The sequence below is a fragment of the Streptomyces sp. NPDC033845 genome, assembly GCF_055576225.1.
On the sequence record NZ_JBVIRI010000004.1, the window covers coordinates 118,294 to 137,487 of the forward strand.

The following is a 19,194-nucleotide window of genomic DNA, read 5'->3' on the forward strand; positions in this document are numbered from 1 at the left end:
CGGCGTCCGGGGCCCCTCCTCGTCGTTCCGTGCGCACCGGCTCCCGGGCTACGGGAGCTGTGCGGCCCGCGCCTCGCGGCGGTTGTGCCGGAAGGTGTTCACCCGGCGGGTCGTCGCGAACAGCGGGATGGTCGCGGCGAGCACGATCTGCAGGGCGCAGCCGGTCTGCAGCAGCAGCTGGCCGCCGGGCGCGTCGAACGCCCAGGCCGTCAGCAGGCCCATCGCCCCGGCGATCCAGCTGAGCATCGCCACCGCGAGGACGCCCCGCGGCTTGGGGTACTCGACCCGGCTCACCATCAGCCAGGCCACCCCGACGATCGCCAGCAGGGTGGGCACGAACGGCAGCTCCAGCAGCACGATCGAGACCACGGTGAGCGCGCCGAAGGGGCTCGGCATGCCCTGGAACATGCCGTCCTTCATGGTCACGCAGCTGAATCTGGCCAGCCGCAGGACCACCGCGAGCAGCACCACGATCGCCGCCACCGCCGACACCTTCTGGTGCGCGTCGTCGGCGACCATGCCGTAGACGAGCACGAAGTAGGCGGGGGCCAGACCGAAGCTGATCAGGTCGGACAGGTTGTCGAGCTCCGCACCCATCGGCGAGCTGCGCAGCTTGCGCGCCACGAGCCCGTCGAACAGGTCGAAGACCGCCGCCAGCAGCATCAGTATCACCGCGGTGGCCGCGCTGTGCCGGGCCATGCCCGACTCGGTGCTGCCGGTGAGGTGCGGGATCAGGATGCCCGTGGTGGTGAAGTACACCGCCATGAACCCGCAGGTGGCGTTCCCGAGCGTCAGGGTGTCCGCTATCGACAGCCGGAGGGACAGCGGCATCTCCTCGCCGTCCGTCTCCTCCTCGGCCGCCTCCGGAACCCAGTCCGTACGTGATTCGGGATCAGTCACGGTCAATGCGAGTCACCCCCGCGGTCGTGGCCTGGCCGACCTCGACCGCGACCTCGACGCCCTCGGGGAGGTAGATGTCGACGCGCGAGCCGAAGCGGATCAGACCGATCCGTTCGCCCTGTTCCACCTTGGTGCCGGCCGGGATGTAGGGCACGATCCGGCGGGCGACCGCGCCGGCGATCTGGATCATCTCGATGTCGCCGAGCTCGGTGTCGAAGTGCCAGACAACGCGCTCGTTGTTCTCGCTCTCCTTGTTGAACGCCGGGACGAACCCGCCGGGCACGTGCTCCACGGAGGTCACCGTGCCGGCCAGCGGCGCACGGTTGACGTGGACGTTCAGCGGGCTCATGAAGATCGCGACCCGGGTGCGCCCGTCCTTCCACGGCATGATGCTCTGCACCACTCCGTCGGCCGGGGAGATGACCCGGCCCTGGGCGATCTCTCGCTCGGGGTCGCGGAAGAACCACAGCATGCCCGCCGCGAGCGCGGTGGCGGGCACGGCCGCAGCGGCCCAGCGCCCGGACTTGCGGGCCCGGGCGAGGCTGAGGGCCGCGGTGGCGACGGTCGGCAGAAGCCACGGCGATGCTCCGCGCGCGAGGCGTACGCCGGTGCGGCTGTCGCGAGGTGCAGAGGTTTGGCTGTGGGGCATGGATGACCTTCGTAGCGGGGTGATTGCCGCGCCGTAAACGGGGGGACGGGACGGCGGCTTTACTGGAATGCTATCGGTTGCGCGCAACAACTGGGCAAGCCAGAAGCCGAGTCGGTGCCCCTAGGCCAGTGACCGGATGTGACCCATTTCGCCCCCATAGGGGGGCGAATCGGGACTTTCAGCCCTGGAGGCGGTACTCCTCAAGCAGGCGTCGCCCAATGATCATTTTCTGGATCTCGGCGGTACCTTCACCGATGAGCAGCATCGGAGCCTCGCGGTACAGCCGCTCGATCTCGTACTCCTTCGAGAAGCCGTATCCACCGTGGATCCGGAAGGCGTCCTCCACCACCTCCTTGCAGTACTCGGAGGCGAGGTACTTCGCCATCCCTGCTTCGAGGTCGTTTCGTTCCCCGGAGTCCTTTTTGCGTGCTGCATTGACCATCATCGCATGGGCGGCCTCGACCTTGGTAGCCATCTCGGCGAGCTTGAACTGAATGGCCTGGTGCTGGGCGATCGGCTTGCCGAAAGTGTGACGTTGCTGGGCATACGAGACACCCAGCTCGAAGGCACGCTGTGCGACCCCGCAGCCACGTGCCGCCACGTTGACCCGGCCGACCTCGACCCCGTCCATCATTTGGTAAAACCCTCGGCCGGTCGCCCCGCCGAGCACGCGATTGGCCGGAATGCGCAGTCCGTCCATGATCAGCTCGGTGGTGTCGACCCCCTTGTAGCCCATCTTGTCGATCTTGCCCGGGATGGTCAGGCCGGGACGGACCTCACCGAAGCCCGGCTCCTTCTCCACCAGGAAGGTCGTCATCGACTTGTGCGGGGCGGTGCCCTCCGCGTGTCCTTCGTCACTTCGGACGAGGACCGCCACCAGGGTCGAGGATCCCCCGTTCGTGAGCCACATCTTCTGGCCGTTCAGGACGTACTCGTCACCGTCCTTCACCGCCTTGGAGGTGATGGCCGACACATCGGAGCCCAGCCCCGGCTCGGACATCGAGAAGGCCCCGCGGACCTCGCCCAGCGCCATCCGCGGCAGGAAGTGGTCCTTCTGCTCCTGGGTGCCGTGCTGCTTGAGCATGTACGCCACGATGAAGTGCGTGTTGATGATGCCCGAGACGGACATCCAGCCCCGCGCTATCTCCTCCACGCACAGCGCGTAGGTGAGCAGCGACTCACCCAGACCGCCGTACTCCTCCGGGATCATCAGCCCGAAGAGACCGAGCTCCTTGAGCCCGTCGACGATCTGCTGCGGGTACTCGTCGCGGTGCTCCAGCTCGGTGGCGACCGGGATGATCTCCTTGTCGACGAACTCCCGGACGGTCTTGAGGATCTCCTGCTGGACCTCGGTGAGCCCGGCGGTCTGGGCGAGTCGTGCCATGGCTACTTCCCCTGTTCCTTGGGCTGGGGGCGGCCGGGCTGCTCGCCGCCGCGCTCCTTGATGTACGTCTCGGTGGGGACCATCACCTTGCGCCGGAAGACGCAGACGACGGTGCCGTCCTGCTTGTAGCCGCGGGTCTCCACGTACACGATCCCGCGGTCGTCCTTGGACTTCGACGGGGTCTTGTCCAGGACCGTGGTCTCGCCGTAGAGGGTGTCCCCGTGGAAGGTCGGGGCGATGTGCCGCAGCGACTCGATCTCCAGGTTGGCGATCGCCTTGCCGGAGACGTCCGGCACGGACATGCCGAGCAGCAGCGAGTAGATGTAGTTGCCCACGACCACGTTCCGGCCGAAGTCGGTCGTGTTCTCGGCGTAGTTGCTGTCCATGTGGAGCGGGTGGTGGTTCATGGTCAGCAGACAGAAGAGGTGGTCGTCGTACTCCGTGACCGTCTTCCCGGGCCAGTGCTTGTAGACCGCACCGACCTCGAACTCCTCGTACGTGCGTCCGAACTGCATGGCCCTAGCCTTCCGGGATCTCGAACTTGGTGGTGCGCTGCATGCCCGCGGCCCGGCCCTTGCCCGCGATGACCAGGGCCATCTTGCGGCTGGCCTCGTCGATCATCTCGTCGCCGAGCATCGCCGAACCCTTCTTGCCGCCGGCCTCCGAGGTGCACCAGTCGTAGGCGTCGAGGATCAGCTCGGCGTGGTCGTAGTCCTCCTGCGAGGGCGAGAACACCTCGTTCGCGGCGTCCACCTGGCCGGGGTGCAGCACCCACTTGCCGTCGAAGCCGAGGGCGGCGGCGCGGCCGGCGACCTCGCGGTAGCCGTCCACGTTCTTGATCTGGAGGAAGGGGCCGTCGATCGCCTGGAGGTCGTGGGTGCGGGCCGCCATCAGGATCCGCATCAGGATGTAGTGGTAGGCGTCGGCGCCGTAGCCGGGCGGCTGCATGCCCACGACCAGGGACTTCATGTTGATGGAGGCCATGAAGTCGGCCGGGCCGAAGATGATGGTCTCCAGCCGCGGCGAGGCGCCGGCGATGGCGTCGACGTTCACCAGGCCCTTGGCGTTCTCGATCTGCGCCTCGATGCCGATCCGGCCGACCTCGAAGCCCATGGTCTTCTCGATCTGGGTGAGCAGCAGGTCCAGGGCCACCACCTGCTGGGCGTCCTGCACCTTCGGCAGCATGATGCAGTCGAGGTTGGGGCCCGCGCCCTCGACGACCGTGATCACGTCCCGGTAGGTCCAGTGGGTGGTCCAGTCGTTGACCCGGACCACCCGGGTCTTGCCCGTCCAGTCGCCGTTGTTCAGCGCGTCCACGATGGTGTGGCGGGCGCCCTCCTTGGCGAGCGGGGCACAGGCGTCCTCCAGGTCCAGGAACACCTGGTCGGCGGGCAGGCCCTGGGCCTTCTCCAGGAACCGCGGGTTCGAGCCGGGCACCGCGAGGCAGGACCGGCGCGGCCGCAGCCGGTTCACGGGAGACAGGGGCGTGGTCATGCGGGGACCTCCGTGCTGATGAGGGGGCTGAGCTTGTTCGCTTTGCGGATCTCGTCGACGATACGGCCGATGATCTCCGTGATGCCGAAGTCCTTGGGGGTGAACACGGCGGCCACCCCGGCGGCCTTCAGTTCCGCCGCGTCGGCGTTCGGGATGATGCCACCGACGATGACCGGCAGGTCGGCGGCCCCCGCCTTGCGGAGGCGTTCCAGGACGTCCGGCACCAGGGCGCTGTGCGAGCCGGACAGGATGGACAGTCCCACGCAGTGCACGTCCTCGGCCAGGGCGGCCGAGGCGATCTGCTCGGGGGTCAGCCGGATGCCCTGGTAGACCACCTCGAAACCGGCGTCGCGGGCCCGGACGGCGATCTGTTCGGCGCCGTTGGAGTGCCCGTCCAGGCCCGGCTTGCCGACCAGCAGCCGGAGCCGGCCGGCGCCCAGTTCCTCGGCGGTGCGGGACACCTTGGCGCGGACCTCGTGCATCGGGGTGCCCGGTTCGGCGGTCACCGCCACGGGGGCGGAGGAGACCCCGGTGGGGGCCCGGAACTCGCCGAAGACCTCGCGCAGGGCGCTCGCCCACTCGCCGGTGGTGACACCGGCGCGGGCGCACTCCAGGGTGGCCTCCATCAGGTTCTCGGTGCCGGCGGCGGCCTCCTTGAGGCGTTCCAGGGCCTGCCGGGTGGTGGGGAACACGAAGGGGTCGCCGTTGCCCTGGCGGTCGGATGACTCCTCCCGCTCGGCGCGCCAGCGGCCGATCCGCTCCACGGTCTGCGCCTCGGTGGCCGGGTCCACCGTCATGATGGCCCCGTCGAGGTCGGTGGTGAGCGGGTTGACCTCGGTCTGCTGGAAGCAGTTGACGCCGACGATCTTGTCCTCGCCGGCCTCGATCCGGGCCCGCCGCAGGGCGTGCGAGGAGACCAGCTCGGACTTCAGGTAGCCGGACTCGACGGCGGCCATGGCGCCGCCCATCTCCTGGATCCGCTCGATCTCGGCCAGGCACTCGGCGACCAGGGACTCGACCTTGGCCTCGATCACGTGCGAGCCGGCGAAGATGTCCTCGTACTCCAGCAGGTCGCTCTCGTGGGCCAGGACCTGCTGGATGCGCAGCGACCACTGCTGGTCCCAGGGCCGGGGGAGCCCGAGCGCCTCGTTCCAGGCGGGCAGCTGCACGGCGCGGGCGCGGGCGTCCTTGGAGAGGGTGACCGCGAGCATCTCCAGCACGATGCGCTGGACGTTGTTCTCCGGCTGGGCCTCGGTCAGTCCGAGGGAGTTGACCTGGACGCCGTAGCGGAAGCGGCGCTGCTTGGGGTTCTCGATGCCGTAGCGCTCGCGGGTGACCTGGTCCCAGATGCGGCCGAAGGCGCGCATCTTGCACATCTCCTCGATGAAGCGGACGCCCGCGTTCACGAAGAAGGAGATGCGGGCGACCACCTCGCCGAACCGCTCCGGCGGCACCTGGCCCGAGTCGCGCACCGAGTCCAGGACCGCGATGGCGGTGGACATGGCGTACGAGATCTCCTGGACCGGGGTGGCCCCGGCTTCCTGGAGGTGGTAGGAGCAGATGTTGATCGGGTTCCACTTGGGGATGTGGTTGACCGTGTACGCGATCATGTCGGTGGTCAGCCGGAGCGAGGGCCCGGGCGGGAAGACGTGCGTCCCGCGCGAGAGGTACTCCTTGACGATGTCGTTCTGGGTGGTGCCCTGGAGCTGGGCGATGTCCGCGCCCTGCTCCTCGGCGGCCACCTGGTAGAGCGCCAGCAGCCACATGGCGGTGGCGTTGATCGTCATCGAGGTGTTCATCTGTTCCAGGGGGATGTCCTGGAACAGCCGCCGCATGTCGCCCAGGTGGGAGACCGGGACCCCGACCCGGCCGACCTCGCCGCGGGCGAGGATGTGGTCGGGGTCGTAGCCGGTCTGGGTCGGCAGGTCGAACGCGACCGACAGGCCGGTCTGGCCCTTGGCGAGGTTGCGGCGGTACAGCTCGTTCGACGCCTCGGCCGTGGAGTGGCCGGCGTACGTCCGCATGAGCCACGGACGGTCCTTCTGGCGCTCTGTCATCTCAGGCTGTCCCTTTGACCTCAGACGTTCCGTCAGACGTTCCTGAAGCGGTTGATCGCTTCGAGGTGGGTGGCACGCAGCTCGTGGTCGCGGACGCCGAGGCCCTCCTCGGGGGCCAGCGCGAGCACGCCGACCTTGCCCTGGTGGAGGTTGCGGTGGACGTCGTAGGCGGCCTGCCCGGTCTCCTCCAGGGAGTAGACCTTGGAGAGCGTGGGGTGGATCTTGCCCTTGGCGATGAGGCGGTTGGCCTCCCAGGCCTCGCGGTAGTTCGCGAAGTGCGAGCCGATGATCCGCTTGAGCGACATCCACAGGTAGCGGTTGTCGTACTCGTGCATGTAGCCCGAGGTGGAGGCGCAGGTGGTGATGGTGCCGCCCTTGCGGGTGACGTAGACGCTGGCGCCGAAGGTCTCGCGGCCGGGGTGCTCGAAGACGATGTCGATGTCCTCGCCGCCGGTCAGCTCGCGGATGCGCTTGCCGAAGCGCTTCCACTCCCTGGGGTCCTGGGTCTGCTCGTCCTTCCAGAACCTGTAGCCCTCGGCGTTCCGGTCGATGACCGCGGTGGCGCCCATGGCCCGGCAGATGTCGGCCTTCTCGGGGGAGGAGACCACGCAGATCGGGTTGGCGCCGCCGGCCAGCGCGAACTGGGTGGCGTAGGAGCCGAGGCCGCCGCTGGCGCCCCAGATCAGGACGTTGTCGCCCTGCTTCATGCCGGCGCCGTTGCGGGAGACCAGCTGGCGGTAGGCGGTGGAGTTGACCAGACCGGGGGAGGCGGCCTCCTCCCAGCTGAGGTGGTCCGGCTTGGGCATCAGCTGGTTGGACTTGACCAGGGCGATCTCGGCGAGGCCGCCGAAGTTGGTCTCGAAGCCCCAGATCCGCTGCTCGGGGTCGAGCATGGTGTCGTTGTGGCCGTCCGAGGACTCCAGCTCGACGGAGAGGCAGTGGGCGACGACCTCGTCGCCGGGGCGCCAGGCGTTGACGCCGGGGCCGGTGCGGAGGACCACGCCCGCGAGGTCGGAGCCGATGACGTGGTAGGGCAGGTCGTGGCGCCTGGTGAGCTCCGAGAGGCGGCCGTAGCGCTCCAGGAAGCTGAAGGTGGAGACCGGCTCGAAGATCGAGGTCCAGACCGAGTTGTAGTTGACCGAGGAGGCCATGACGGCCACCAGGGCTTCGCCCGGGCCGAGTTCGGGGACCGGGACCTGGTCGAGGTGCAGGGACTTGCGCGGGTCCTTCTCGCGGGTGGTGAGCCCGGCGAACATCTCCGCCTCGTCCTTGTGCACGGTGATCGCGCGGTACGAGTCGGGGAGCGGCAGGGCCGCGAAGTCGTCGGCCGTCGCGGCCTGCGACTGGATCGCGTCCAGAATGTCCTTCACGGTAGTGCCTCCGGCGAGCGCTGGATGAGGGTGCGCTGAAGAGAAGTGCTGAGCTGGATGAGGGTGTGCGGTGCCGTCGGTCCGGCGGTGCGGTTGCTGCGCGGTGAGGGTGCTGTGCGGTGAGGGTGCTGTGCGGGGTGCCGGCAACGCCCGTGGTGGGGCGTCTGAGCTGCCTGTGACGCAGGCGTCCGGGGCGCGTTCCCTTGCCGTGGTGGGCGGGATCGCGGGGACATCCGGACGACTTCAACGTATGGCACCCCGTGCCACTCGACAAGGCACCACGTGCCAAAACTTTCTCTCATTTGCCGATTGACCTGCGCAGATGAGCGATGATCGATCAGAGTTACCGGCGAGTAGGGGCAACTTGGACAAACGACAGTGGCCGCCCCCGAAAACGGGAGCGGCCACTGTGACGAGGGTCGCTATCTGCTGCGCAGGGCCTCTTCGATGGTCCGCATGACCTCGTCGAGCGGGGCGTCGGTCCGGGCCACCGCCACCAGGACCTCCCCCTCGGAACGCACCGCCGCCGACGGCTCCGGCCCGGCCGGAGAAGCCCCCGCACCCGCCGTCGCGTGCGGGGTGCGGCCCGCGCCGATCCCGCTGCCGAAGGTCTTCCGGACGATCGCGAAGGCGTGGTCCAGCCGGCCCTCCACATCGCCCTCGCCACCGGCCCGCAGCCAGCGCCGCAGCACGTGGTTGTGCGCGGTGACCACCGCCGAGGCGGCCACCTCGGCCAGCAGCGGGTCGTCGTTGCCGTCGTGGTGGTCGGTCTCGTCGAAATGGGCCAGCAGATAGCGGGTGAACAGCCGCTCGTAGCGGGCCACCGAGGCGATCTCCCGCTCCCGCAGCGCCGGTACCTCGCGGGTCAGCCGGTACCGCTCCACGGACACCGCCGGGGAGGCGGCGTACATCTTCATGACTTCCTTGATCCCCCGGCACACGGTGTCGAGCGGGTGCTCGTGCGCCGGTGCCGCGTCCAGGACCGCCTCGGCCCGGGTCAGGGTGTCGTCGTGGTCCGGGAAGATCGCCTCTTCCTTGGACCGGAAGTGACGGAAGAAGGTCCGCCGGGCCACTCCGGCGGTCGCGGCGATCTCGTCGACCGTCGTCGCCTCGTACCCCTTGGTCGCGAACAGCTCCATGGCCGCCGTGGCGAGCTCGCGGCGCATCTTCAGCCGCTGGGCGGCCGCCCGGGTGCCGGCGGCGCTCTCCGGGGCGTCGGAGGAGGCCGCGGCGGCGCGTGCGGGCGTCTTGGCCTGGGTCTTGGCGGGCTGGGACATAGTGCGAACGTACTGCATGCGCGCCGGGGCGCGCGCCCGAGGGCTCTGCGTGCCCGAAGGGTGGGACGGATGCGGGGGAGGGCCCGCACTGGGCTCGGGAGGGTTCGTCCGCCGTGATGAGGGTCCGGCGGACCCGAGCAGCCCTCCCCACGCATCCGGCTCTGGGGCCGGCGCCGGGGAAGGCCTAGCGCCGGGCGTACTCACGGAATCCGCGGCCGGTCTTCCGGCCCAGGCAGCCCGCCGCCACCAGGTGCTCCAGCAGCGGGGACGGGGCCAGGCCCGGATCGCGGAACTCCTTGTGGAGCACCTTCTCGATGGCCAGCGACACGTCCAGGCCGACCACGTCGAGGAGCTCGAAGGGGCCCATCGGATAGCCGCCGCCCAGCTTCATCGCCGCGTCGATCTCGTCGAGCGAGGCGTAGTGCTCCTCCACCATCTTGATCGCGTTGTTCAGATAGGGGAACAGCAGGGCGTTCACGATGAACCCGGCCCGGTCCCCGCAGTCCACCGGGTGCTTGCGGACCCGCAGACAGACCTCGCGGACCGTGGCGTGCACGTCCTCGGCGGTCAGCACCGTGCGGACCACCTCCACCAGCTTCATCGCCGGGGCCGGGTTGAAGAAGTGCATCCCGACCACGTCCTGCGGACGGGACGTGGCCCGGGCGCAGGCGATCACCGGCAGCGAGGAGGTGGTGGTGGCCAGCACCGCGCCCGGCTTGCAGACCTTGTCCAGGGCGGCGAACAGCTCCTGCTTGACCGCCAGGTCCTCGGCCACCGCCTCGACCGCCAGGTCCACCTCGGCGAACGCCTCCAGCGAACCGGCCGGGGTGATCCGGTCCAGGGTCGCCGCGGCCGCCTCCGCCGACAGCCGGCCCTTGGCCACGGCCCGGTCCAGCGACTTCCCGATCGCCGCCTTCGCGGCGGCCGCCTTCTCGGCGCCGCGGGCGGCCAGCACCACCGTGTATCCGGCCTGCGCGAAGACCTGTGCGATCCCGCTCGCCATGGTCCCGGATCCGGCCACGCCCACGGACTCCACCGGGCGCCCGGCCACCGGGCCGCCGCCCGCCGCCGGGGTCAGCGCGTCCGGCACCGGCACCGCGCCGCCCGGCCGCTCGTACGTGTAGAAGCCGCGGCCCGCCTTGCGGCCGGTCAGCCCGGCCTCGGCGAGGTGGCCCAGGATCGGCGCCGGGGCGTGCAGGCGGTCGCCGGAGGAGGCGTACATGGCCTCCAGCACGGTCCGCGCGGTGTCCACCCCGATCAGGTCGAGGAGGGCCAGCGGGCCCATCGGCAGCCCGCAGCCCAGCCGCATGGCCGCGTCGATGTCCTCGCGGGAGGCGTACTTCGACTCGTACATCGCGGCGGCCTGGTTGAGGTAGCCGAAGAGCAGGCCGTCGGCCACGAACCCGGGGCGGTCGCCGACCGCCACCGGCTCCTTGCCGAGCGAGCGGGCCAGTTCGGTCACCGCCGCCACGGCCGGCGGGGCGGTCAGCACCGAGGAGGCCACCTCGACCAGCTGCATCACCGGCGCCGGGTTGAAGAAGTGCAGGCCCAGCACCCGCTCCGGGCGCAGCGACTCGGCGGCGAGCCGGGTCACCGACAGGGCGTTGGTGCCGGTGGCCAGGATGGTGTCCGGGCGGACGATCGCGTCGAGCTCGCGGAACACCCGCTGCTTGAGCTCGTAGTCCTCCGGGACCACCTCGATCACCAGGTCGGCGTGCACCGCCGCCTGGAGGTCGGTGAAGGTCCGCAGCCGGGACAGGACGGCCTGCCGCTCGGCCTCGGTCAGCCGTTCCTTGGTCACCGAGCGGGCGGTGGCCTCGGCCAGCGAGGCCGCGCAGGCCCGTCCGGCTGCCTCGGTGAGATCGATCCCGATGACCTCGTGACCGGCCCGGGTGAGGACCTCGGCGATGCCGGTGCCCATGGTGCCGAGGCCGACCACGGCGATCGTCTGCGGGGTGGGGGAGGAGGGTTGACTGGACGTGGACGTGGACGGAGAGCGGTCCATCACAGGACTCCAGTGAGGGTGAAAGGGGTGACGGCTGAGGGCGCGCGAACAGCGCGGCGGAGGAGCGGGAAGAGCGGAAGAACGGCGAAAGGGGCGAGGAGAGCCCCGGCGCGGCCCGATGGGCGCGCGGTACGCGTTGCCTGGCGGTGCACGGCGGAGGACCCTGTCCCGGGGTGCCCGCCGTCCGGACATGCCGAACCGACCGATACGGGAACGGCTGCGTCACCAGGCCGCTCCTGCTGGAAGCGAGATTAACCCGTCGGTAACCGCTTGACCAGAGTTCCAGCGAACCCGGGTAAGGGAATTCCCCGCCGCCCTATCGTGAACGGATGGGACGGATCACCGCGCTGGAACGGCTGCGCGCCGAGGCAGGGGCCGCCGGACCGGCCGGCCCGCGGGAGTACGAGCGGCTGGCCGCGGCCGGACCGGAGGAGCTCGCCGAGGCCCTCACCTCCGGCGGCCTCCCGCTCTGGGCGAGGGAACTCGCCGCCCACCGGCTGGGCCTGGCCGGGGACCGGCGCGCCTTCGAGGCCCTGGTGCTGCTCCTCAACCACCGGGACCCGCCCCGCTGCGAATCCGCCGCCGAGGCCCTCGCCGCGCTCGGCGACCCGCGCACCGCCCGCGCCGCGGCCGCCCTCGCCACCAACGGGCTCCGCACCGCCTACGCCCTCCAGCCGGTCCGGCTGCTGACCGCCCTGCGCGCCCCCGAGTCCGCACCCGCCCTCATCGCCACCCTGTCCCGGCTGCTCACCCCGCAGGACCCCTACGGGCGGATCGCCCTGGCCTGCGTGGAAGGACTCGGCGCCCTCGCCGACCCGCGGGCCCGGGAGGTCCTGCTGCGCGCCCAGGGCCACCCCCGGCTGGCGGTCGCCGCCACCGAGGCGCTCAACCGGCTGCCGGCCCCGCCGCCCCCGCACGCTCCGTCATCTCCCGGGTGAGCGCCCAGCGTTCGTGGTCCCGCCAGGCCCCGTCCACGAACAGGAAGTCCGGGGACAGGCCCTCCAGCCGGAACCCCCGCCCGCGCACCAGGGCCACCGAGGCGGTGTTGCCCGGCTGGATGTTGGCCTCCAGCCGGTGCAGCCCCAGCTCCCCGAAGGCGTGCGCCACCAGCAGGTCCAGCCCCTCGCCGAGCAGCCCCCGGCCCGCCGAGTGCGCGAACGCGCCGTAGCCCAGGGCCCCGCACCGGAACGCCCCCAGCACGATGTTGTTGATGTTGACGAACCCGGCGATCGCCCCGCCGTCCCGCTCGCACACCAGGAACCCGGCCCGGCCCTCCCCGCCGGCCAGCCGGCGGGCGTACGGCTCGTACTCCTCCGCCGTGGCGGGCGGGGCCAGCCAGGGGTGGTGCAGCGCACGGCTCTCCCGCACCCGGGCGGTGAACTCGGGGCCGTCGGCGGAGGTGAAGGGGCGCAGCCCGACCCGGGGGCCGCGGCGGACGTACTCGGTGACCATGCCCGCCAGGCTAACCAGGGCGGGCCCGGGCCCGGCTAGCGGCCTCGGCGCCGCATCACATAGGCCCCGCAGAGCCCGCCCAGTACGGCGGAGATCAGCAGGGCCCCCCACAGCGGCATGGTGACCACCGGGATCAGCAGCCGGATCTTCGTGCGGTCGGTGTTCTCGAAGATGAAGACCAGGGTGAGGGCCATGACGACCAGCGCGGTGATCCGGCCGGGGGTGAAGAGGTCCTTCCGCCGGCCGCCGCCCTTGCCGCCCGCGCCGCCCTGTCCGCTCTGATGGCTCATGCCCCCATGGTCGGCCAGCGCCGCCCGGCCGTCATGTCCGCAGATCCAGCCGGGGGACATCGGTCCGGGACAGCCCGAATACCTGCACGTACAGCGAGAGCTCCGCCTCCAGCGCCGCCACCATGGTCTCGGCCCGCCGGAAGCCGTGCCCCTCGCCCTCGAAGGCCAGATAGGCGTGCGGCACCCCGCGCCCCCGCAGGGCCGCCAGGAACCGGTCCGCCTCGGCCGGTGGGCACACCGGGTCCGCCAGCCCCTGGAGCAGCAGGAACGGGGCCCGGATCCGGTCGGCCAGGGCCAGCGGCGCACGCTCCCGGTTGCGGACCGCCCAGGTCCCCGGCGGCCCCGCGAGGGACTCCACGTACCGGGACTCCAGGTCGTGCGTCTCCCGCGCGAACCCCTCTAGGTCCAGCACCGGATAGATCACCGTCCCGCAGGCGTACAGCCCGCCCGCCGCCAGCGAGGCGGCCGCCGTCCAGCCGCCCGCGCTGCCGCCCCGGACGGCCAGCCGGGCCGGGTCCGCGGTGCCCTCGGCGGCCAGCGCCCGGGCCACCGCCGCGCAGTCCTCGACGTCCACCACGCCCCACTGCTCGCGCAGCCGCTCCCGGTAGGCCCGGCCGTATCCGGTGGACCCGCCGTAGTTGACCTCCACCACCCCGATGCCCCGGGAGGTGAAGTAGGCGATGTGCAGGTCCAGCACCGGCGGCACGTGGTCGGTGGGACCGCCGTGCGCCCACACCACGAACGGCGGCAGCTCGTCCGCCGGGGCCCGGCAGGCCGGGTGGTGCGGCGGATAGACGTGCGCGTGGATCTCCCGGTCGTCCGGGCCCAGGAAGGTGCGGGTCTGCGGCTCCGGATAGTAGGCCGGGTCCACCGGGTCCACGGCGGGCGCGCCCGCCACCCGGGCCCGGCCGGTGGAGGTGTCCAGCTCCACCACCTCGTACCCGCTGCGCGGACTGGCCGCCACCCCGTACACCCGGGAGCCGGCCACCGCGAGGGTCGGCTGCCAGGCCGTCCACGGGCCGGCCGCGTCCACCAGGTCCCCGGACTCCGGGTCCAGTATCCCGAGCACCGAGCAGCCGACCCCGTGCAGCACCGCCACCGGACCGCCCGGCATCGGCGCCAGCCAGCCCAGCCCGGTCTTCCACAGCGGGCCGCCGAACTCCTCCTCGCGCGGGCACAGGTTCACCGGCTCCGCCCGGCCGGCCGGGTCCACCCGGTAGGGGTTCCACCAGCCACTGCGGTCACTGACCGCCAATAGGCCGCCGTCCGCGGCCCATTCGGCCTGCGCCACCGCCTCCGAAGGGCCGCCCAGCACGGTGCGGGCACCCTCCAGCGTGCCGGCCCCGGACACCTCGGCCACCCGCAGCTCGGTGCCGTCCCAGGGCATCCGCGGATGGTCCCAGACCAGCCAGGCGGCCCGCCGGCCGTCCGGCGACAGCCGGGGCCCGGTGCAGAACCGGTGGCGGCCGTCGGTGAGTTCCCGGACCGCACCCCGGTCCCCGGCCGCCGACCCGTCCAGCGGTACGGCCACCGGCAGGCGGCGCACGTCCGTGGGCTCGGGCCCGGTGAACTCCTCCAGCACGCACCACACCTCGGAGCCACGGATCACCGGATCCGCCCACCGCAGCCCGCCGCCGACGGCGGACAGCGGGGTCAGCGGGCGCGGCCCGGCCTCCCCGGGCGCGTCCGGCTCGTACGCGTACAGCCGCTGGTCGGCGAAGTGCGCGAACACCACCAGCGGTCCCCGGCCGGCCCGCTCCCCGGGCGGACCGGTGCCCTCCGCCACGCCGGTCCACGGCCGGCCGCCGTACTCCACGACCCGGCTGCGCACGTTCCAGGGCGGCGGCAGCACCGAGCGGGCCGGGCCGCCGTCGGCGGGCCGCCGGACCAGGGCCCGCCGGCCGCCCTCGGCCGGCCGGGGCTCCGTCCACCACACCTCGTCGCCGACCGCGCCCAGGAACTCGGGCCGCCCGTCCAGCGAGGCGGCCAGGGCGGCGCCGATCGGCGAGGGCCAGCCGCCGTACGGTCCGCAGGTTCCGTCGGCGTCCATCACAGGCCCCGCAGCGCCCGGTCCAGGACCCGCACCCCGAAGTGCAGGGCGTCGACCGGGACCCGCTCGTCCACCCCGTGGAACAGCGCCCAGTAGTCGAAGCCGGGCGGCAGCCTGAGCGGGGAGTAGCCGTAGCCGGTGATGCCCAGCCGGGAGAACTGCTTGGCGTCGGTGCCGCCGGCCATGCAGAACGGCACCACCCGCCCCTCCGGGTCGAAATGCTCCACCGACTCGCGCAGCACGGCGAAGGTCCGGCCGTCCACCGGGGCTTGAAGGGCCACCTCGCGGTGGTGGAACTCCCAGGCCACGTCCGGTCCGGTGAGCGCGTTCAGGGTGTCGACGAACTCGGCCTCGCCGCCCGGCAGCATCCGGCCGTCCACGAAGGCGGTGGCCTGGCCGGGAATGACGTTCACCTTGTAACCGGCGCTCAGCACGGTCGGGTTGGCGCTGTTGCGGACGGTCGCCTCGACCAGCACGGCGGCCGGGCCCAGCTTGGCCAGCACCTCGTCCAGATCGAACCCGGGCGCCCGCGGGTCCACCGACATGCCCTGGGCGGCGGCGAGTTCGGTGATGCAGGCCACCACGGTGTCGGTGAGGCGGACCGGCCACTCGTACTCGCCGATCCGGGCGACGGCCGCCGCGAGCCGGCTCACCGCGTTGGCCCGGTTGGGCTTCGAGCCGTGACCGGCGGTGCCGCGCGCGGTGAGTCGCAGCCAGGCGGTGCCGCGTTCGCCGGCCGCCACCGGGTAGAGCGGGGCCCGGCCGGGGCCCGGGTGCACGGTGAAGGCCCCGGATTCGGAGAGCCCCTCCGTGCAGCCCTCGAAGAGCTCCGGGTGGTGGTCGGCGAGGAAGCCGGAGCCGTCGACGGCGCTGTCCTCCTCGTCGGCGGTGAACGCGATCACGATGTCCCGTCGCGGCCGGACACCGTGCCGGGCCCAGGCCCGGACGACGGCCAGGATCATCGCGTCCATGTTCTTCATGTCCACGGCCCCGCGGCCCCAGACCACCCCGTCGCGGACCTCGCCGGAGAACGGGTCCACGCTCCAGTCGGCGGGCTCGGCCGGGACCACGTCCAGATGGCCGTGCAGCAGCAGGGCGTCCGCGGACGGGTCGGTGCCGGAGAGCCGGGCGACCACGTTGGTGCGGCCCGGGGTCCGCTCCAGCAGCACCGGTTCCAGTCCGGCGGCGGCCAGCTTCTCGGCCGCGTACTCGGCGGCGGGCCGCTCGCGGCAGTCGCCGCCGCCCCGGTTGGTGGTGTCGATGCGGATGAGGCCCGAGGTGAACTCCACCACCTCGTCCAGGGCGGTCCCGTCGACCGGGCCGCCGCCGTCGACGGGGGTGGTCCCTGCGGTCCGGTTGTCAGCCATACTGCTCCTCCACGGCGGCCGAGACGATCGTGGTGACCGCCTTGAAGGTCCTGATGCCCTCGTACATGGTCGGGCTGGTGTAGCCCACCCGGCGTTCGCCGGTGCGGTGCACCCCGGGCACCACGGTCGCCGCCATCGACAGGTGTTCGGCGTCGAACTCCAGCTCCACGGTGAAGGGGCCCGCTTCGGCCGGCTGGTGACGGACGGCCAGCGCGGCGGCCTCCTTGGCGGCGGCGCGGATGTCGGCGGCGGTGCGGGCCGGGGGCCGGCACACGGCCGCGTACCGCGAGACGTGGTCCTTGACCGCGACGGTCCGGGCCCGCGGCGCGTAGCCGGCTGCGTCGGCGCAGGTCAGGTCGTCCCCGGTGACCAGGACCACCGGGACCCCGTACTCGGCGACGACCAGGGAGTTCAGCAGGCCCTCGCTGGCCCGGACCCCGTTCGCCCAGACCCCGGTGATGGAGTTGGCGAGATAGGTGTGGGCGAGGACCCCCTCGCTTCCGGCCCCGGTGTGGTAGCCGACGAAGGCGATCCCGTCCACGTCCCCCTGCTGGACCCCCTCGACCATGGAGAGGGACTTGTGCCGGCCGGTGAGCATCTCCACCCGCTCGTCGAGCCGCTCCAGCAGCAGGTTGCGCATGCTCCAGTGGGCCTCGTTGATCAGCACCTGGTCGGCGCCGCCGTCGAAGAAGCCGAGGGCGGCCGCGTTGACGTCGGAGGTGAACATGGCCCGGCACCGCTCCCACTGCGGGGTGCCGGGCAGCACGTCGGCCGGCCAGGTGACGCCGGTGGCGCCCTCCATGTCGGCGGAGATGAGGATCTTCATCGGGCCCCCGGGGTCGGTTCGCTCGGACGCCCCACCCTAACCAGGGCGCCCGGCCGGGCCCAGGGCGGGACGGGCGCGGCGCGCCGCCCGGCGCGCCGGCCGGCGGGCCGGACCGGTCCGGGCGGGGAAATCACCCGAACCGGTGAGGGCCGGTCCCGGACCGCGGTCGCCTCCGGAGGCTTCGGCAACCGGCTTGCTCAGCCCTCGACTTCGGTGGCCAGGTTGGCGAGCACCGCGTCGTGGATGCGGTTCAGGCCCTTGGGGGCGAAGGTGCGCTCGAAGAATCCGCCGATACCGGTGGCGCCGGTCCAGACGCTGGAGACCACGGCCCGGGAGCTGCCCTCGCCGGCCGGGGTGACGGTCCAGGTGGTGACCATGGAGGAGTTGCGGTCCTTCTCCACCAGCCGGCCGTCGGAGGGCTCGGTGACCTCCAGCAGGCAGTCGCGGATCCGCTTGCTGGTGGCCTGGAGCTTCCAGTGCACCAGGGTGCCCTCGCCGTCGCCGCCCTCGCGGACCTCGTACTCGCTGAAGTGCTCGGGGAGCAGCTTGCCGCGCGTGCCGGCGTAGTCCGCCAGCGCGTCGAACACCGTCTCCGCGTCGGCCGCGATGATCCGCTCCGTGGTGGCCTCGACCTGCGCCATAACCTGTTCCTCCAGCAGTCGTGAACGCTCTTGCGGCGGCAAGCCAATCACCTCCGGGGCGGCCGCCCAAAATCCGGGCCGGGACCGGCCGCCGCACCGCTGGTCACAGGCCGCCGCCCCCGCATCCGCCGCCGCCTCCGCCGCAACCGCCCCCGCCACATCCGCCCCCGCTGCTCGACGCCCCGCCGCAGCCACCGCCGGCGTTCCCGACGCCGCCGAGTCCGGGCGGGTCGTTGTTCGGGGTGCTCGTGGCCGGGTTCCGGGACGTCGACTCGGTCTTCCTGGCGGGTGCCGGCTGCGGGGCGTACAGGACCCCGGCGAGTTCCCTGGGCAGCGAGGCGCGGCCGCCGAGCGCCACCTTCAGCAGCCGGTTGGCCGCCCGGCGGGGCACCGCGGGGCCGGGCTCCTCGGCCGGCTGCCAGCCGCGGGCGGCCGCCGCCTCCGCCGCAAGCCGGTCGCCCGGCACGGTGTTGAGACGCGGCCGTGGACGGCCGCCGTGCCGGTCGACGTACCGCTCCAGGGCGAACGCCACGAGCCCGAAGCACACCGCCGGGGTCAGCCCGAAGGTCGGGCCGAGGAACAGGTCGGCGGCGACCGCGGCCGGCGCCGCCGCCGCGAACCCGAGCCGGACCGCGCCGAGCCGCCGGTGCGCGGACCGGGCGCGGGCCAGCAGCCGGTCGTCGGAGGCCAGGCCGCGCCGGGTCAGGCTGGCCGCGACCGCCGCCACCGTGCGGGTGCCCGCCAGGGCGGTCCGCTGCTCCCAGCCCGGGGCGCCGGGCTCCGCCACCACGGTCCGGGCGGCGTCCCCGACCGGGTCCGGCGCGGGCGGGGGCACGGGCGCCGGGGCCGGGCGCGGACCCCGGGACGGCCTGCGGCCGCGCCCGCCGCGCTGCTCCGGGACCCGGGGCGGCGGCGGGGCCGGGGGTGCGGGCCGCTCGGGCAGCGGGGGTTTGAGACCGGGCGTGCTCCCGGCCCGTACGACGGCCTGCCCGGCCAGGTGCAGCCGGTAGAGGGCGGTCAGCGCCACGCCCTCGGCGCCGTGCCGCAGCCAGGCCAGTTCGTAGACGGTGAGCGGGACCGCGTCGAGCGGTCCCAGGGCGTCGGGCACCCCGCGATAGGCGCGGTACGAGCGGACGTGCCGGTCGGCGTGCACCCAGTACACGGGTCCCGCCACCGATAAGAGGATCAGCCAGACGAACGTTCCCATGTCCTACCCCCCCCAGGTCGGTCGTGCGGCTGTGCTCCCCGCTCCGGGCGGACCGCAAACCGGACCCGGCGGCGGGGCTCCCGGTACTCCATCGGGTGCCCTGCTGCGGCCGGACGGCGGTGCGGGAGCGCCCCGGACTCATCAGTTCGGGCCAATAGGCTGCCCATATACCGCCCTTCGGGTGCGGGTTCCGGGACGATTCCGGCCAGAACCCTCTGCCGGGAG

17 protein-coding genes are annotated in these 19,194 nt (G+C 72.4%); 1 reads left to right on the plus strand and 16 read right to left on the minus strand.

The annotated features are described in order from the left end of the window. Positions 1 to 48 precede the first annotated feature (48 nt). The 9 genes from pssA to ACZ50K_RS10405 form a co-directional block, all read right to left on the minus strand. On the minus strand, positions 49 to 831 hold the full coding sequence (gene pssA / locus ACZ50K_RS10365) for a CDP-diacylglycerol--serine O-phosphatidyltransferase (protein ID WP_468901149.1): 783 nt from the start codon (positions 829 to 831) through the stop codon (positions 49 to 51). Positions 832 to 892: 61 nt separating this feature from the next. Then, positions 893 to 1,549, minus strand: coding sequence for a phosphatidylserine decarboxylase (locus ACZ50K_RS10370; RefSeq protein ID WP_468900201.1), 657 nt, complete (start codon positions 1,547 to 1,549; stop codon positions 893 to 895). Between the two features lie 178 nt (positions 1,550 to 1,727). Beyond that, on the minus strand, positions 1,728 to 2,933 hold the full coding sequence (locus ACZ50K_RS10375) for an acyl-CoA dehydrogenase family protein (RefSeq protein WP_468900204.1): 1,206 nt from the start codon (positions 2,931 to 2,933) through the stop codon (positions 1,728 to 1,730). A 2-nt stretch (positions 2,934 to 2,935) separates the two neighbouring features. After that, entirely contained in the window at positions 2,936 to 3,448 is a 513-nt protein-coding gene (locus ACZ50K_RS10380) for a MaoC family dehydratase (RefSeq protein ID WP_468900207.1), read from the minus strand. A gap of 4 nt (positions 3,449 to 3,452) precedes the next feature. Then, positions 3,453 to 4,427 carry an HpcH/HpaI aldolase/citrate lyase family protein gene (locus ACZ50K_RS10385; protein WP_468900210.1) on the minus strand — a complete coding sequence of 325 codons (975 nt, stop codon included), beginning with the start codon at positions 4,425 to 4,427 and terminating at the stop codon, positions 3,453 to 3,455. Next, entirely contained in the window at positions 4,424 to 6,484 is a 2,061-nt protein-coding gene (locus tag ACZ50K_RS10390; protein ID WP_468900213.1) for a protein meaA, read from the minus strand. The genes ACZ50K_RS10385 and ACZ50K_RS10390 overlap by 4 nt, the downstream gene beginning before the upstream one ends. Before the next feature lie 32 nt (positions 6,485 to 6,516). Then, entirely contained in the window at positions 6,517 to 7,854 is a 1,338-nt protein-coding gene (gene ccrA / locus ACZ50K_RS10395; RefSeq protein ID WP_468900216.1) for a crotonyl-CoA carboxylase/reductase, read from the minus strand. A gap of 422 nt (positions 7,855 to 8,276) precedes the next feature. Further along, complete coding sequence (locus ACZ50K_RS10400; protein WP_468900219.1) at positions 8,277 to 9,149, minus strand: TetR family transcriptional regulator; 873 nt, start codon at positions 9,147 to 9,149, stop codon at positions 8,277 to 8,279. Between the two features lie 166 nt (positions 9,150 to 9,315). Further along, positions 9,316 to 11,136, minus strand: coding sequence for a 3-hydroxyacyl-CoA dehydrogenase family protein (locus ACZ50K_RS10405; protein WP_468900222.1), 1,821 nt, complete (start codon positions 11,134 to 11,136; stop codon positions 9,316 to 9,318). Positions 11,137 to 11,465: 329 nt separating this feature from the next. Here ACZ50K_RS10405 and ACZ50K_RS10410 point away from each other — a divergent pair, with 329 nt between their 5' ends. Beyond that, complete coding sequence (locus ACZ50K_RS10410) at positions 11,466 to 12,074, plus strand: HEAT repeat domain-containing protein (protein ID WP_468900225.1); 609 nt, start codon at positions 11,466 to 11,468, stop codon at positions 12,072 to 12,074. Here the strand turns inward: ACZ50K_RS10410 and ACZ50K_RS10415 are convergent. The 7 genes from ACZ50K_RS10415 to ACZ50K_RS10445 all read right to left on the minus strand — a co-directional run bounded on the left by ACZ50K_RS10415 (position 12,022) and on the right by ACZ50K_RS10445 (position 18,969). Then, positions 12,022 to 12,588 carry a GNAT family N-acetyltransferase gene (locus tag ACZ50K_RS10415; RefSeq protein ID WP_468900228.1) on the minus strand — a complete coding sequence of 189 codons (567 nt, stop codon included), beginning with the start codon at positions 12,586 to 12,588 and terminating at the stop codon, positions 12,022 to 12,024. The genes ACZ50K_RS10410 and ACZ50K_RS10415 overlap by 53 nt on opposite strands. A gap of 35 nt (positions 12,589 to 12,623) precedes the next feature. Continuing rightward, positions 12,624 to 12,878 (minus strand): LapA family protein, encoded by a 255-nt coding sequence (locus tag ACZ50K_RS10420; RefSeq protein ID WP_468900231.1) that lies wholly within the window; start codon positions 12,876 to 12,878, stop codon positions 12,624 to 12,626. A 31-nt stretch (positions 12,879 to 12,909) separates the two neighbouring features. Next, positions 12,910 to 14,928, minus strand: coding sequence for a S9 family peptidase (locus ACZ50K_RS10425; protein ID WP_468900234.1), 2,019 nt, complete (start codon positions 14,926 to 14,928; stop codon positions 12,910 to 12,912). After that, a complete protein-coding gene (locus ACZ50K_RS10430; protein ID WP_468900237.1) occupies positions 14,928 to 16,295 on the minus strand; it encodes a M20/M25/M40 family metallo-hydrolase in 1,368 nt (455 codons plus the stop codon). Before ACZ50K_RS10430 ends, ACZ50K_RS10425 begins: the two co-directional genes overlap by 1 nt. Next, the gene (locus tag ACZ50K_RS10435) at positions 16,288 to 17,121 is read right to left on the minus strand and encodes a M55 family metallopeptidase (protein ID WP_468900240.1); all 834 of its coding nucleotides are present in this window, start codon (positions 17,119 to 17,121) and stop codon (positions 16,288 to 16,290) included. The genes ACZ50K_RS10430 and ACZ50K_RS10435 overlap by 8 nt, the downstream gene beginning before the upstream one ends. Positions 17,122 to 17,318: 197 nt before the next feature. Further along, positions 17,319 to 17,762 carry an SRPBCC family protein gene (locus ACZ50K_RS10440; protein ID WP_468900243.1) on the minus strand — a complete coding sequence of 148 codons (444 nt, stop codon included), beginning with the start codon at positions 17,760 to 17,762 and terminating at the stop codon, positions 17,319 to 17,321. 103 nt (positions 17,763 to 17,865) lie between these two features. After that, positions 17,866 to 18,969, minus strand: coding sequence for a hypothetical protein (locus ACZ50K_RS10445; RefSeq protein ID WP_468900246.1), 1,104 nt, complete (start codon positions 18,967 to 18,969; stop codon positions 17,866 to 17,868). Between the last annotated feature and the right edge of the window lie 225 nt (positions 18,970 to 19,194).

Bases quoted from the DNA above. Each gene is read 5' to 3' on its own strand.
- pssA (WP_468901149.1), bottom strand. From the start codon at position 831: ATGCCGCTGTCCCTCCGGCTGTCGATAGCGGACACCCTGACGCTCGGG.
- ACZ50K_RS10370 (WP_468900201.1), bottom strand. From the start codon at position 1,549: ATGCCCCACAGCCAAACCTCTGCACCTCGCGACAGCCGCACCGGCGTA.
- ACZ50K_RS10375 (WP_468900204.1), bottom strand. From the start codon at position 2,933: ATGGCACGACTCGCCCAGACCGCCGGGCTCACCGAGGTCCAGCAGGAG.
- ACZ50K_RS10380 (WP_468900207.1), bottom strand. From the start codon at position 3,448: ATGCAGTTCGGACGCACGTACGAGGAGTTCGAGGTCGGTGCGGTCTAC.
- ACZ50K_RS10385 (WP_468900210.1), bottom strand. From the start codon at position 4,427: ATGACCACGCCCCTGTCTCCCGTGAACCGGCTGCGGCCGCGCCGGTCC.
- ACZ50K_RS10390 (WP_468900213.1), bottom strand. From the start codon at position 6,484: ATGACAGAGCGCCAGAAGGACCGTCCGTGGCTCATGCGGACGTACGCC.
- ACZ50K_RS10400 (WP_468900219.1), bottom strand. From the start codon at position 9,149: ATGCAGTACGTTCGCACTATGTCCCAGCCCGCCAAGACCCAGGCCAAG.
- ACZ50K_RS10405 (WP_468900222.1), bottom strand. From the start codon at position 11,136: ATGGACCGCTCTCCGTCCACGTCCACGTCCAGTCAACCCTCCTCCCCC.
- ACZ50K_RS10410 (WP_468900225.1), top strand. From the start codon at position 11,466: ATGGGACGGATCACCGCGCTGGAACGGCTGCGCGCCGAGGCAGGGGCC.
- ACZ50K_RS10415 (WP_468900228.1), bottom strand. From the start codon at position 12,588: ATGGTCACCGAGTACGTCCGCCGCGGCCCCCGGGTCGGGCTGCGCCCC.
- ACZ50K_RS10420 (WP_468900231.1), bottom strand. From the start codon at position 12,878: ATGAGCCATCAGAGCGGACAGGGCGGCGCGGGCGGCAAGGGCGGCGGC.
- ACZ50K_RS10425 (WP_468900234.1), bottom strand. From the start codon at position 14,928: ATGGACGCCGACGGAACCTGCGGACCGTACGGCGGCTGGCCCTCGCCG.
- ACZ50K_RS10430 (WP_468900237.1), bottom strand. From the start codon at position 16,295: ATGGCTGACAACCGGACCGCAGGGACCACCCCCGTCGACGGCGGCGGC.
- ACZ50K_RS10435 (WP_468900240.1), bottom strand. From the start codon at position 17,121: ATGAAGATCCTCATCTCCGCCGACATGGAGGGCGCCACCGGCGTCACC.
- ACZ50K_RS10440 (WP_468900243.1), bottom strand. From the start codon at position 17,762: ATGGCGCAGGTCGAGGCCACCACGGAGCGGATCATCGCGGCCGACGCG.
- ACZ50K_RS10445 (WP_468900246.1), bottom strand. From the start codon at position 18,969: ATGGGAACGTTCGTCTGGCTGATCCTCTTATCGGTGGCGGGACCCGTG.